Source organism: Novosphingobium sp. PhB57 (assembly GCF_004342985.1).
Classification (GTDB): domain Bacteria; phylum Pseudomonadota; class Alphaproteobacteria; order Sphingomonadales; family Sphingomonadaceae; genus Novosphingobium.
The window spans coordinates 308,991-323,044 of record NZ_SMBO01000004.1 but is presented as its reverse complement, the minus strand read 5'-3'; the positions used below and the strand labels follow the sequence as shown (position 1 = coordinate 323,044).

Annotated in this window: 7 protein-coding genes; 5 read left to right on the top strand and 2 right to left on the bottom strand. The window is 65.7% G+C overall.

The window, feature by feature from the left end; translation table 11 throughout:
- Positions 1-211: 211 nt before the first annotated feature.
- The 4 genes from EDF58_RS14650 (at position 212) to EDF58_RS14630 (ending at position 8,055) form a co-directional block, all read left to right on the top strand.
- Positions 212-2,890 carry a TonB-dependent receptor gene (locus EDF58_RS14650; RefSeq protein ID WP_165921424.1) on the top strand — a complete coding sequence of 893 codons (2,679 nt, stop codon included), beginning with the start codon at positions 212-214 and terminating at the stop codon, positions 2,888-2,890.
- 521 nt (positions 2,891-3,411) lie between these two features.
- Positions 3,412-4,716, top strand: coding sequence for a sugar porter family MFS transporter (locus tag EDF58_RS14640; protein WP_132266890.1), 1,305 nt, complete (start codon positions 3,412-3,414; stop codon positions 4,714-4,716).
- Positions 4,717-4,834: 118 nt separating this feature from the next.
- Entirely contained in the window at positions 4,835-5,626 is a 792-nt protein-coding gene (locus tag EDF58_RS14635) for a TetR/AcrR family transcriptional regulator (RefSeq protein WP_165921423.1), read from the top strand.
- A gap of 281 nt (positions 5,627-5,907) precedes the next feature.
- Positions 5,908-8,055 (top strand): glycoside hydrolase family 3 C-terminal domain-containing protein, encoded by a 2,148-nt coding sequence (locus EDF58_RS14630; protein ID WP_243654287.1) that lies wholly within the window; start codon positions 5,908-5,910, stop codon positions 8,053-8,055.
- Between the two features lie 120 nt (positions 8,056-8,175).
- Here EDF58_RS14630 and EDF58_RS14625 read toward each other — a convergent pair whose 3' ends face one another.
- The gene (locus EDF58_RS14625; RefSeq protein ID WP_132266885.1) at positions 8,176-10,023 is read right to left on the bottom strand and encodes a DUF885 family protein; all 1,848 of its coding nucleotides are present in this window, start codon (positions 10,021-10,023) and stop codon (positions 8,176-8,178) included.
- A 189-nt stretch (positions 10,024-10,212) separates the two neighbouring features.
- Here EDF58_RS14625 and EDF58_RS14620 point away from each other — a divergent pair, with 189 nt between their 5' ends.
- Positions 10,213-11,913 (top strand): thiamine pyrophosphate-binding protein, encoded by a 1,701-nt coding sequence (locus EDF58_RS14620; protein WP_132266884.1) that lies wholly within the window; start codon positions 10,213-10,215, stop codon positions 11,911-11,913.
- Positions 11,914-11,928: 15 nt separating this feature from the next.
- Here EDF58_RS14620 and EDF58_RS14615 read toward each other — a convergent pair whose 3' ends face one another.
- Positions 11,929-13,716 (bottom strand): DUF4153 domain-containing protein, encoded by a 1,788-nt coding sequence (locus EDF58_RS14615; protein ID WP_132266882.1) that lies wholly within the window; start codon positions 13,714-13,716, stop codon positions 11,929-11,931.
- Between the last annotated feature and the right edge of the window lie 338 nt (positions 13,717-14,054).

Here is a 14,054-nt window from a genome sequence, read left to right as displayed (position 1 = left end):
ATCGATTTGAGAGCGATAAATGAAACTCAAATAAACAGATATTCCCGATCATACGGACCTTTAGTGGGTCGTCGGGTCAGCGGAATTGGGGAAACGGGGGAGATGCCAGATGCTTAAAGTCGGACTGTATCTATCGTGCGCCTGTGCCGCCTTCGCGGCGCCTGCGTACGGTCAGGACATCGCACGCGATGAGCCCAATCAAACGGATCAGATGTCTTCGCAGCAGGATAGGGCCGATACTGCGGCTTCGGATCCTGTCTCGGCTGAGGACATCATCGTCACAGGCTTCCGGGCCAGCCTGTACAATGCCGCGCAGATCAAGCGGGAATCCGATGCGATCGTCGATGCCATCGTTGCGGAAGACATCGGCAAGCTGCCGGATAACAACGCAGCGGAATCGCTTGCGCGGATATCGGGCGTCCAGGTCAGCCGGTCCGGCGATGAAGCCAATCAGGTTCTTGTCCGCGGCCTGCCCGATGTCGCCACGACTTTCAATGGACGCGACATATTCACGGCGGAATCTCGCGGGGTGGCGCTCTGGGATTTCCCTCCGGGCGCGTTGCGCGCGCTTGAAGTCTTCAAATCCGGCACGGCCGATCTGGTCGAGCCCGGGCTGGCCGGTCTCATCAACGTCCGCACCTGGCGCCCGTTCGACTTCAAGGGGTTCGAAATCGCAGGCGCCGTTCGCGGTACTTACAACGACCAGTCGAAGAAGTACGATCCGGCCAATGCCAATCTCCAGATCACCGACCGCTGGCAGACCGGTATCGGCGAGATCGGTGCGCTCATCAACTTCGCCTATACGCAGCAACAGTTCCGTAATGCTGCCCGGTGGAACAGTGCCGACGTATTGGCGCCAGATGTCGCCAACACGGTCGAACCGGAATCGGTCGGCCGCGACTTCGTGTTTCCCGAGGCCGTCGGCGTCTTCTACAACAGCGGCATCCGCAAGCGTCCGTCGATCAATGCCTCGCTTCAGTGGAAGCCGGCGCCCAATCTCGAAATCTACGTCGATGGCCTGTGGCAGGCCTATCGCGGCCGCGACGCCAACGACTTCTTCGCGACATCGCTCCGCTTTGCCGGCGCGCAGCTCAGCAATGTCGTGCTCGATCCCGACGAACCGAACAAGGTCGCAAGTCTGACCAAGACCGGAGGCTGGCGCCCGGACATCTATCGTTCGACCGTCAATGGCGACACCAACACCTACCAGGGCGCGATCGGCGCGATCTGGACGACCGGCAAGGCGACGATCTCGACCGACTTCGCTTATACCGACAGTACCTTCAAGCAGACCGAATGGAGCCTCGATTCCGCCCTGACATCGGCCCCGACGGTGGATGCGGCGTTCGACGTGAAGGGATCGGCTGCCTTCTCGCTGCCTGGCTTCGATGCGACCGACCCCAGCCATTACCAGTTCCGCGGGTTCTTCGACCGCACATATGTCGGCAAAGGAAACGGCATCCAGTGGCGGGGCGACATTTCGCTCGAAACCGACATTCCGTTTCTTCCGCAGTTGCAGGTCGGCAGCCGCGTGACCACGCGCAATTCCTCGGTCCGCTCAGGTTCGCGCTATGCCTACCTCATGGACCTAGGCATCGGCATGAACGAACTCGGCCTGGGCGCCATGTCGCTGGTGGACGACAGCTTCCGGGGCGGCGTGCAGGGCTTCACGCAATGGCTTGCCCCTGAACGGTCGGCCATCCGCAGCAACATCGATGGCCTGCGAGCGATCGCCCTTGCCGGGTTGCAGCAACTCTCGGCTCTCAATCCGAACGATGCCGGGCTTGCCGACAACGTCGCGCGTTGGTCCAGCACCGACGTGCCGATCGACCCATTGGCATCGTGGGAGGCCAGCGAAAAGACATATGCCGCCTATGCCCAGGGCAAATATGCTTTCGACATCGGCGGAGTGGATGTCGGCGGCCTTGTCGGCGTGCGCATCGTCAACACCGACGGCGTCTATTCGGGCACGTCACTGGTGGACGGAGTTCAGACCCCGGAACAGAACCGGCAGAACTACGTCGACGTCCTGCCCAACGTCAGCATGCGCATTCGTCCCACGGACAAGCTTCAGGTTCGACTGGCCTATACCGAAACGCGGACCCGGCCGACTTTCGGCCAGCTCAATCCGGCGGTGAACATCACGCGCGCGCAGAACACCGGGGGCACGCCGGGGCGCTATGACGCTTTCGGGCGCGCCGGCAACCGCGATCTCGCGCCGCTGACCTCGCGCAATTACGACGGTACGATCGAATACTACTTCTCACCCCGGGCGGCGGCAGGGATCTCGGTATTCTATCGCGATCTCGACGGCTTCATCAGCGACTATACCCGCGATGTACAGGATCCGGTCTATGGTCTGATCCAGGTCGTGCGCCCTGAAAACGCGGGTTCCGGACGTATCAAGGGCATCGAGGCCGGGTTCCACAGCTTCTTCGACTTCCTGCCGGGCTGGCTTTCCGGGTTTGGCGTTCAAGCGAACGCAACTTATCTGGACGGCAAGAACCAGCTTCCCAACGCTCTTGGGCAAGACACCAAGATGGTGGCCATCCCCGGCGTGTCGAAGTGGAGCTACAACGCCGTATTGTTCTACGAGCGGGGTAAGCTCTCGACCCGCCTTTCTTACAACTATCGCTCGAAATTCACCAATTTCTATTCGCCGGATGCCAATGGAAATCTCTACGTAGGCGAAGGCACCAAGCCGATCGCACGGTTGGATTACTCCCTTTCCTACACCGTCATTCCGGCCATCACCATCACGGCGGACGTCAGCAACATCCTGGGCAAGCCTTTCAACAACTACCGGTACTTCAACCAGACCCAGACCTACCCGCGGGATATCCGATACGAGGGCCGCTATTTCGGATTGGGCACGCGCTTCCGCTTCTGAGGACTTGCAGGCGCCATTCAACCTTCCGCGCCTGCAGCCACTAACCCGTCCGGTTCAATGATCGGACGGGTTTCTTGTTTGCACAGATGATCTTGTGTCCTTCGCATTCTGCCTTGTTCGGCCGCGCTGCGCCTGAAACGCTCAAGCGTGGGAAGCCTTTGCCCGGGATTGCGGAGGGCAAGCCGGATCCGCAGGAACTTGTCCATGCCAATCGAATTTTGCACGCATCGCGGATCGCTGCATCATTCACGATGGACTTAGGCGCTGCCTCTTCGTAGCAATTCCTGACGAGGCGGAAGCGGTTGGTCTTTGGCCGGGAGAGAGCATCGTGAGCGAGAACCAGGGCAGCGCCAGATCCGCGATCACCGGGCTATCCCCGCAGCATTTGCCATCTCCTTAGGTGTCGTGGATTTTTCCCGAGGTGGCTGATGGGCTGAAGCTGGGGCGTATTGACGTGCGTTCGACTTCAGCGGGAAAATTCGGCTCCAAATCGTGAGTTTGGTTGGAAAGGACACATCCTGATGAATGCGACGCTTTTCCGAGGTGTGCTGGTCGGCGCGCTGGCCGGGCTCCTGTTCGGGTTCGACACGGCGGTGATCGCGGGCACCACCGAAGGCATTCGCGTCGCCTTCGGCCTCGACGCCACCGGCGTCGGGGTAACCGTCTCCAGCGCGCTCTGGGGCACGCTTGCGGGCGCGCTGCTCGCAGGCATTCCGGGGGACCGCTACGGTGCGCGCGCGTCGTTGTCGGTGATCGCGCTGCTTTACCTGGTGTCCGGGATCGGTTGCCTGCTGGCGGTGAACTGGCCGATGCTGCTCATCATGCGGGTGCTGGCGGGCTTTGCGGTGGGCGCGTCGTCGGTACTGGCGCCGGTCTACATTGCCGAGATCGCCCCGGCCGAGCGGCGCGGTATGATGGTGGGCGCGTTCCAGCTCAATGTCGTGCTGGGCATTCTGGTGGCTTATCTCAGCAACTATTTCGTATCGGGCCTTCATCTCGGCGCGCTCGACTGGCACGTCAAGTTCGGCGTCACCGCGCTTCCGGCCGTGCTGTTGCTGGTGATGATGCGAACCATCCCCGACAGCCCGCGCTGGCTCTTCGCCAAGGGCCGCGAGGCGGAGGCCGCCGCCGTGCTCGGCAAGCTGGGCAATGCGGATGTGGCGGGCGAGATGGCCGTCTGGCGCCGGGCGGAGGAGCAAAGCCACGCCCCGCGGCTCAGCTGGAAGCGACACCACCGGCCGATGCTGCTGGCGATCGCCATTGCCGCGTTCAACCAGCTCTCCGGCATCAACGCGATCCTCTATTACCTCAACGACATCTTCGCTGCCGCCGGCTTCACGGGTGTTTCGGCGGACCGGCAGGCCATCGTCATCGGCGCCTGCAACCTGCTCTTCACCGGGCTGGCGCTCACCGTGATCGACCGGATCGGCCGCAAGACCCTGCTGTTGATCGGTTCCGTGGGATTGACAGCCGCGCTGGCAGGGGTGGCGACGATTTTCGGCAGTGACACCCATCAGGGCTGGCTGCTCTATTTGCTGATCGGCTTCATCGCCTTCTTCGCTTTCTCTCAGGGCGCGGTGATCTGGGTCTATATCAGCGAGATCTTCCCTACCGACGTGCGCGCACGCGGTCAGAGCCTCGGCTCCTCGGTCCACTGGTTCATGGATGCGGTGATCGCCTTCGGCTTCCCGCTCGCTGCCGCGCATGCCCGCGCCCTGCCGTTCTGGCTGTTCGGCGCGATGATGGCGCTGCAGTTCGTGGTCGTGCTGGCCTTCTTCCCGGAAACGAAGCGCAGATCGCTGGAAGCTATCGGCGAGGCCATGTAAGGCAGGATCCGTCCGGGGCTGGCTGTCCTTCCCGCGCATTCGCAGGGACCGCCGAGCAATCGGGATTGCCATCGTCACGGCCGGATTGACCCCGCCGCCCATCGCGGCGGGGTTTCGCATGTCGGGCCTCTCGTGCATCCTCCCGGGCGATCACGGGCCCCGGCTGATCGGGCAAGGCATGGAGAGCATCATTCACAAGCAGCCATCGGACGCGCCCACCGCTTCGGAACGGGCGGCGAAACAGGGCGAAGCTTCGGGCGGGCGCCGGCGGCTGTCGCAGGCGCGGGCCGAGGCCACGCGGTCGCGCATCCTGCATTGCGCGCGCCAGGTTTTCGCCGCGCACGGGTTTGCCGCGGCCAATGTGCGCGACATCGCGCGGGCCGCCGGCACGACCCATTCGATGATCACCTACCACTTCGGCAGCAAGGACGAACTCTGGCGCGAGGCCGTGCGCGACATGTTCGCCCTGCTCCAGCGTCAGGTCATCGACCCGGTGGAGGCCGAGGCAGAACTCGATTTCGAACAGCGGTTCCGCAAGCTGGTCCACCTCTACACCCGCTACAGTGCCGAGCATCCGGAGCATGCCCGCATCACCGTTTCCGAAACGATTGCGGGCGGCGAAAGGCTGGAGTGGATGGTGCGGGAGTTCGTCAGCGCCAACCAGGCCGCCACGACCGGAAATCTGACGCAACTGGTGGACCGCGGCCTGGTGCCGGACATGCCGCTGCCCTCGCTGCTCTACGCGATGGTCGGCATGATCCAGCTGCCTTTCATGCTGCAGAAGGAGGCGCAGCTCGCGATGGGTTACGACTTCATGACGGACGAGGCCGTGGAAGCTCATGCCGAGGCCGTGGTCAGGCTTCTGACGGGCTCGGTTCACGGTCCCGCGACAAGGAAATCTCCGAGCTGATCCTTTGACCGGCGGCGCGGCGCAACAAGGCGCTTGACGCGGCTGGCGTTCGCCCGCATCACTTTTCGTCCAGATGGACGAAAACAGGGGAGGGGGTTCGTGATGTCGCGATCGGCTGGTCTTTCGGCGCGCTTGTCCGCCTTCACCGATGGTTTCGAGACACGCCATGGCGGCGTTCGTCCTGCCATCCGGGCCGACCACCGCCGCTTGAAATCAGGATCGCCGACATGACCCTTCGCCATTCGTTTCTTCTCGCCGGCGCGGTTGCCGCGTCCACGGCCATGCCGGCTGCCGCGCAGGATCGCGGCGCGGCGGCTTCCGCGCGCGCGGAACGGACGCTTGAGGCGATGACGCCGGAAGAGAAGACCGTGCTCACGGTGGGCATCATGCCCATCAAGCTGACGCCGACTTCGCCCGAGCCGCCGGCCGAAGCCGTTCCCGGCGCGGGCTATATCACCGGCATCCCCCGGCTCGGCGTCCCGGCGCTTCTGGAAACCGACGCCAGCCTGGGTGTGTCCTATGTGTTCGGCCTTCGCAAGGACGGCGCCACGGCGCTGCCTTCGGGCCTGGCGCAGGCGGCCACCTGGAACCCCGAACTGACCGAGCAGGGCGGCTGGATGATCGGCGCGGAGGCCCGCGCCAAGGGCTTCAACGTGCTGCTGGCGGGCGGCGTGAACCTGATGCGCGATCCGCGCAACGGCCGCAATTTCGAATATTTCGGCGAGGATCCTCTCCTGGCCGGCACTTTGGCCGGCCATGCCATTCGCGGCGTGCAATCGAACCACATCATCGCGACCATCAAGCACTTCGCGCTCAACGGGCAGGAAACCGCGCGCAAGGAAGTCGACAGCGTCATCTCTCCGGCGAATGCCCACGAAAGCGACCTTCTGGCGTTCAAGATCGGCATCGAGATCGGCAATCCCGGCGCGGTGATGTGCGCTTACAACAAGGTCAACGGCCATTCGGCCTGCGACAACGACTGGCTGCTCAACAAGGTTCTCAAGCAGGCCTGGGGCTACAAGGGCTTCGTCATGTCGGACTGGGGCGCGGTGCCTTCGCTCGGCACGGCGCTGAACGGACTGGACCAGCAGTCCGGTTCGGAGCTGGACAAGGACGTGTTCTTCGCCGCGAAGCTGGGCGCTGCGGCGAAGGCGGACCCGGCCTATGCCCGGCGGCTGGATGACATGAACCGGCGGATCCTCTGGGCCGTCTACGACAACGGCCTGGTCGAAAATCCCGTGAAGCCGGGCGGTGCGATCGATTTCAAGGCGCACGGCGACGTTGCCGAGGCGGTGGCGCGGCAGGGTATCGTGCTGCTGCGCAATGCGCGCGGCGTGCTGCCGCTGGCGGCTTCGGCCAAGCGCATCGCCGTGATCGGCGGTTATGCGAACAGCGGCGTTCTGTCCGGCGCGGGCTCCAGCCAGGTGCAGGGCGAAGGCGGCGCCGCCGTGAACGTGCCGCAAGGGGGCGAGGACGATTTCTCGCCCTTCCTGTTCGAAGCCTATCATCGGTCGGTGCCGATCAAGGCCATCCGCGCCGCCGCGCCTCAGGCCCAGGTGAACTATCGCAGCGGCCGTTACATCTCCGAAGCCGTGACTCAGGCCAAGGCGGCGGACATCGCCATCGTGTTCGCCACGCAGTGGTCCAGCGAGGGCTTCGACCAGCCCGACCTGTCGCTGCCCAACGGCCAGGATGCCCTGATCGCCGCTGTCGCCGCGGCCAATCCCAACACCATCGTCGTGCTGGAAACCGGCGGGCCGGTGCTGATGCCCTGGCTGGACAAGACGGCCGCGGTGCTGGAAGCCTGGTACCCCGGGGCCAGGGGCGCGGAAGCGATTGCCGCGGTGCTGTTCGGCCAGGCCAATCCTTCGGGCAAGCTGCCGATCACGTTCCCCACCGGCATCGACCAGTTGCCGCGCGCCACGATCGAGGGCTTCGATACGGTCGAGCCGGACTTTGCCGGAGCGCCCGACGTGCACGGGCAGAGGCTGGTGGCGGACTACAATATCGAAGGCGCGAACCTCGGCTATCGCTGGAACGCGGGCAAGGGCCAGAAGGCGCTGTTCCCCTTCGGCTACGGCCTCAGCTACACCCGGTTTGCGGCTGACGCGCTGAAGACTGACGGCGCGAAGGCGACGGCCCGTGTCACGAACACCGGCAAGCGCGCCGGCGCCACGGTGGCGCAGCTCTACCTGGTATCCCGCGCGGGCAAGCCGGTGCAGCGTCTGGTCGGCTTCCAGCGCGTGGAACTGGCTGCGGGGCAGAGCAAGGCAGTGGCCATGACCATCGACCCGCGTCTGCTCGCCGACTGGCGCGAGGGCAGCTGGGTGCTCGCTCCCGGCGATTACGGCTTCGCGCTGGGTGAGGATGCCGAGCATCTCGGCCCGGTAACGACGGCGCGCCTCAAGGGCCGGACCTGGAAGGACTGATCCCAGCCAGCCGGCCCCGTCCATGAAAAAGCGGCCTGGATGTGCATCCAGGCCGCTTTTCCAATTTGCTTGCGGGCAGGCAGCGAAGGCAGCTTACGCCGCCCGCTCTGGTCCCGGGGTTCAGCCGGCGGCCTTCTGCGCCGATACCCAGTTATCGACCACGCGTTCCAGGACCGTCAGCGGCATGCCGCCGCCGGCCAGGGCGGTGTCGTGGAAGCCGCGAATGTCGAAGCGGCTGCCGAGCGCCGTGCGCGCCTTTTCCCGCAGGCGGACCCATTCGTTGTGCCCGACCTTGTAGGCACAGGCCTGTCCCGGCCACGAGCAATAGCGCTCCACTTCCGAGGTCGCCCCGCCTTCGGCGCGGCCGGTATTGTCGATGAAGTAACGGATGGCCTGTTCACGGCTCCAGCCCTTGGAATGGATGCCGGTATCGACCACCAGTCGCACCGCGCGGAACAGCAGGCTCTGGTAGAAGCCGACGCGGCCGAGGGCGTCGTTGTCGTAGGCGCCCAGTTCGTCCGCCAGTTGTTCGGCATAGAGGCCCCAGCCTTCGGCGTAGCTGGAGAAGAACATGAGGTTCATCAGCTTGGGCGCGGCGGGGCTTTCCTGCTGCAGGGCGATCTGCAGGTGATGGCCCGGAATGGCTTCGTGATAAGTGAGGGTGGGCAGGCCGAACTTGGGCCAGTTGGCCGTGTCGGTCAGGTTGATCCAGTAGATCCCCGGCCGCGTGCCGTCGAGACTGGGCGAATTGTAGTACCCCTGCGAGGCGCCTTCCTGGATCTCCGGCGGCACGCGCTTGATCTGCACGCCGGACTTGGGCAGGCGGCCGAAAGCCTTGGGCAGCAGGGCCTGCATCGCCGCCATCTGCTCGTTGAGATGGGCGACGAGTTCGACTTTGGCGGCGTCGGTGTTGGGATAGACATTGGCCGGGTTGGCGATCAGCGAGGCCATGCGTTCGCCCACCGTGCCTTGCGACATGCCCTGCTTCTTCAGCATCTCGTCCGAACGCGCGGTCAGGTCCGCCACCTGCTCCAGGCCGATGCGATGGATTTCGTCGGCAGTCATGCGGGTGGTGGTGATGTAGTTCAGGCTATTGGCGTAATACTGCGCGCCTTGGGGCAGGCGCGATACCGAAGCCTCGTGGCCGGCCTTGGGTAGGGCGGCCTTCAGGGCGTCATTCTGGCGCTGAAGGGCGGGATAGACCCGCTCGGCAACCAGCTTCTCCACTCGCGCGCCCCATTCGCCGGGGATCGACTGTTCGTGCGTGCGCCGCACGATCGACTGGACGAGCGTGGATTCTCCGGGCTTCGTGCCCAGCATGCCCGCCTGCAATCCGATGGTCTTCTTCAGGATGAAGTCGGGCGGGATCACGCCCCGGCCGAAGTCTTCGCTCATCCGGTCGGTTTCGGCGGCAAGGACGTCCGCGAAGTCTCCGACGCGGGACACATAGGCTTCGGCATCGGCCGCAGTCTTGATGGTGTGCTGGTTGTCGAGGAAGTCGCCGGTGTTGAGATAAGCGCCGCCGCCCTGGCTGACGCGGTAGACCTGCGGCCATCCGCCCTGCCCATAGGGAATGGCGTAAGTCTTGATGATGGCATCGAGGTTCGCCGCGACGGTGTCGTAATAGATGGCGTCCTGCGCCGTCATCGAGGCGCGGTTCAGAGTGCCCAGTTCGGCGCGTGCCGCGCGGACGCGGGCGCGGTCCTTCTCTTCCTGCTCCAGCGTAGGCACGGTGAGGCGGGACTTCAGCGCGGCGCGGGCCCCGGTGTCCAGCCCCAGCTGCGTCGCGGTTTCCGGCGAGGCATCGACCTGGGCTTCGAAATACTTGTCCATGAAGGCGGCCAGGGCGGGATCGGCCGAACCGGCCGCGGCACCCTTGGGCTCGGATATGCGGGCAAATGCCGGACCGGCGGCGGCGAGTGCGGCCCCCGCGGACGCGGTGGCAAGGAAATGGCGACGGTCGATCATGGCGGCTCCCGCTTTGTTGCGGCGGAAGCCTACGCCACTTGCCCGCACCAATGCAATTGAAGCCATGCCGAAGATTTCCATTGTCCCATCGGTTCGGGCCGGTGCGCCCTATCCGGCCGGGTGGGCACTTTTCGAGGAGCGCATGGGGCGGCGATGCGTTGGGAAGGTTTGGTCATTCGAGGAGCCATCATGTCGAAAACCGTTGCCGAACTTCTGGTCGATACGCTTGCACAGCTTGGCGTGGAACATGTGTTCGGGGTGGTCGGCGATGCCCTCAATCCGTTCACTCACGCACTCGATGCCGATGACCGGGTGGAATGGATCGGCGTGCGGCATGAGGAAGGCGGTGCGCTTTCGGCCGCCGGGCAGGCCAAGCTGACCGGGCGGCTCGGCGTGTGCTGCGGCACCACCGGTCCCGGCGGCAATCACCTCGTCGCCGGACTGTACGAGGCGCGCAAGGACCATGCGCCGGTGCTGGCGATCACCGGCGGCGTGCCGGCGGAGAAGCGCGGCACGGATTATCTGCAGGAAGACGATCCGGCGCTGCTGTTCCGGGACGTGTCGGTCTACAGCCAGGTCATATCCGCCGCGGAACAGGCGCCGGCGGTGATCCGCGAGGCGATCGCGGCGGCTTATGCCGAGCGCGGCGTGGCGCATATCAACGTGCCGCCGGATGTCTTCTCCGCGGCCGTGCCGGGACCGGTGCAGAGCCTGGCCACCCTGCGCCCCCTCCCCCAGATCGCGCCGGCACCTGCCGACATTGCCGAAGCCGCGCGCCTGATCGGCGAGGCGAAGACCGTCGCGGTGTTCTGCGGCAACGGCTGTCACGGCGCTGCGGCCGAGCTGGAGCAGCTCTCGGAACGGCTGAAGGCGCCGCTCATGCACACCTTCCGCGGCAAGGACATCCTGCCGTTCGATCACCCGCACTGGATCGGCGGCGTGGGGCTGATCGGCTCCCGCGCCGGTGTGGACGCCATCAACGCGGCCGACCTGCTGATCATGCTGGGCACGGACTATCCTTATTCCGAGTTCCTGCCCGGCCACGGCCATGTGATCCAGATCGACGAACGCGCGCTTGCGCTGGGGCGCCGGGCTCCGGTGGCGCTCGGCATCGTCGGATCGGTTCGCCCCGCGCTGACGATGCTGCTGGAGCAGCTTCCCGCGCGAACGGACACGGCGTTCCTGGCCAAGGCGCAGGCCGCGCGGGCGGACTGGAACGCCATGCTCGACAAGCGTGCTGACACGGCCCGGACGCCGGGCAAGTTGCATCCCCCGGCGGTGGCACGCGCCGTGAGCGACCACGCCGCGGACGATGCGATCATCGTCACCGATACCGGGGAGGTTACGCTATGGGCCGCGAACTGGTGGCGCCAGAGCGGGCGGCAGCGCGGCACCGGCTCGTTCAACAATGCAGCGGTCGGCACCGGGCTGGGCCTCGCCAACGGGGCGCAATTGCTCGATCGCGGGCGGCAGGTGATCGCCCATGTCGGCGACGGCGGCATGACCATGCTGCTCGGGGAGTTCATGACCAGCGTAGAGCACGACTTGCCGGTGAAGATCGTGGTCTACGACAATGCCCAGTGGGGCCTCGTCCATCTCGAAATGGAGGCGGCCGCGCTCCCGGCCGCGAAAGGAACCACTTTCCCCAACGTCGATTTCGCCCTGTTCGCGCGGGCCTGCGGCGCGCAGGGCTTCACCGTCAGCGACCCGGCGCGGCTCGACGCCACGATGGCGCAGTTCCTGGCGGCGCCGGGGCCGGCCATCCTCCACGCCATCGTCGATCCCGACGAGCTGCCGACGATGCCGCACATAGAACCCGCCCAGGTCGTGCGCTTCGGCATCGCAAAAGTGCGCGAGGCCTGGCGGGGGCTGCGCAAGACCGGCAGCTGATCCGGGTTCAGGGCGTCACTCGAACTCGCTGCCGACCGGCTGGCCATCCACGAAGACCTGGCGGCGCGTGACTTTGCGGATCTCGACGCGTCCGGCCCTGAGCGCGGTTTCGAGGCGCTCGACGGCCTCCTGGCCGGTGATGTTGGGCCGCCCCGGTGCGGGGTTCCATGTGCCGTTCTCGCCCTTCCAGAGGAAGCTCCGGTCGTTGGTGACGATCACGGCCTCGTCGCTGTCCTTCTCGAAGAGAACGGTACAGGCGCCGGAGAATCCGCAGGCATTGTAGCCCTGGAGCTGGTCGTCAAGCGCCTTGGGCAGCACCGTGCCGCGTGGCAGCACCAGCAGGCGCGCGGGGTCGATGGGCGTCTGCCGAGGTTCGATCGAGACCGGGTCGAGCGACCAGCGGTTCTTGGCATCCCGCGCCTTCTTCGCGGCGGCGCGGATTTCCGGCGTGCGGCCGGTTTCGGCGAGGCGGCGGGTGGCAGCTTCACCGGCGCGGCCGAAGTCGAAGCGCATGGCGCGCCAGTCGAACCTGGCCAGCGGTGTCCGTCCGCTCTGCAGCCGGGCGAGTTGGTCGCGCGTGGACAGGGCGCCGAAATTGATCAGCGGCGTGGAGAGTACCAGCGCCACAAGGCAGAGCCCGGCCGCCAGGCGCAAGTTGGCCGTGCGCAAGTGGGGTGCCGCGCGGATGCGCCAGCGCACGAGGACGACGAGATAGGCCAGGCCATAAGCGCAGGCGATGGCCGTGAAGACCACGGCCCAGAGCCGGTCCGGCGTCAGGCCATATTGCTGGATGCGCAGGCCGGTGGAGATCGCGGCAATCGCGCCGAGCGGCAGCATGGCAATGCCGAGCGCGGCCACGCTGCCGCGCAGCAGGGGACTGCGCGCCTCGTGTGGTGCCTCGTCCCCGATCACGGCATTGGCCAGGGAGAGTGCGCCGATCACGCAGCCGAGCAGGATCGGGCTGGTCGAACGGGTCGCGTCCCACAGCGGCGCGAGGCCGGTGAAGGGGATCGCCGCCAGGAAAACGACCAGGCCAAGCGCGAGCACCGGCGCCAGCACGGACAGGATCGTCGTCACCACGCGCTGCAGCAGGCGCAGGATGCCGTCACGCTCGCGCAGGAGGCCGATCCCGGCGCCGAGCGCGGCGCCCGTGAGCAGGAGCGCTGCCCAATCCTTTGCCAGCAGGTCCTTGAGCAGGCTGATGCCGATCAGGCGGAACAGTTCGGACAGCAGCAGCACCATCGCCCAGACCACGCCGACGAAGACCCATGCCGCGCACCACAGCACCACATTGGTCCAGGCGTGGCCATGCGCTTCCGGATAGGGAATGGTGATCGACCGGGGGCGTCCCCGCTGCCCATCCGCTGACGAGCCCGGCATCAGGCGCGCGTCCCGCCAGGCCTGGAAGAGGGGCGCCGCGATCACCACGGCCAGCACGGCGCAGACGATCCGCCAGGGCTCTTCGCCATGTTGACTGCCGAAAGGGCCGTTCCAATAGATCGTCAGCGCGACCACCGCTCCGCCGATCGCGGCACAGGCGGCGCTCCAGTGGATACGCGTGCGCTCCACGAGGAAACCGAAGATCAACGACCCGATGCCCAGGAACGTGGCCAAGGCCATGCGGGTCTGCATCAGGTCGAAATCGCCGTGATGCTTGTCCGGGCGGACGATCCAGTAGATCGCCAGGCCCACCACTGCCCCCAGCAGGGCAAGGCCCCAGGATCGCAGCGGCCATTCGCCCGCCTCGGCTTCGGGAGAGGCGAGCGCATGTTGCGGGATCGCGGAATCTTGGGGGCTGTTCATCGCTGTCCTCTCGCGAAGGTCAATTGACGGTGCTCGGGAAAGCCTTCCAGGCCCTCGCCCGCTCGTTGCGCCTGGCCGGCCGAGGCAGAGACGGCCAGCGACCTTGCGGAGGCCGCAAGACCGCAAAGCGCTTTGCGGCCCGTCCGAACGGGAAAACGGGACATGCGGCATTCCTCGATCTGCTGCTTGTCCCGATAGCTATCGCAGAATTAAGCGGCGTTCAATATCTTATTATACGCTGTGTATTTCGGCGCACGAGAGTGCATTCGCTATAGGGGAATGCTCGAAACCTATCGGCGCGAACTTGCCGCGCTGTCGGCTGACGGTGCTCCCGCGCG

Excerpts from the sequence above, each read along its gene's own strand:
- EDF58_RS14650 (WP_165921424.1), top strand. The coding sequence starts at position 212 with ATGTCTTCGCAGCAGGATAGGGCCGATACTGCGGCTTCGGATCCTGTC.
- EDF58_RS14640 (WP_132266890.1), top strand. The coding sequence starts at position 3,412 with ATGAATGCGACGCTTTTCCGAGGTGTGCTGGTCGGCGCGCTGGCCGGG.
- EDF58_RS14635 (WP_165921423.1), top strand. The coding sequence starts at position 4,835 with ATGTCGGGCCTCTCGTGCATCCTCCCGGGCGATCACGGGCCCCGGCTG.
- EDF58_RS14630 (WP_243654287.1), top strand. The coding sequence starts at position 5,908 with ATGCCGGCTGCCGCGCAGGATCGCGGCGCGGCGGCTTCCGCGCGCGCG.
- EDF58_RS14625 (WP_132266885.1), bottom strand. The coding sequence starts at position 10,023 with ATGATCGACCGTCGCCATTTCCTTGCCACCGCGTCCGCGGGGGCCGCA.
- EDF58_RS14620 (WP_132266884.1), top strand. The coding sequence starts at position 10,213 with ATGTCGAAAACCGTTGCCGAACTTCTGGTCGATACGCTTGCACAGCTT.
- EDF58_RS14615 (WP_132266882.1), bottom strand. The coding sequence starts at position 13,716 with ATGAACAGCCCCCAAGATTCCGCGATCCCGCAACATGCGCTCGCCTCT.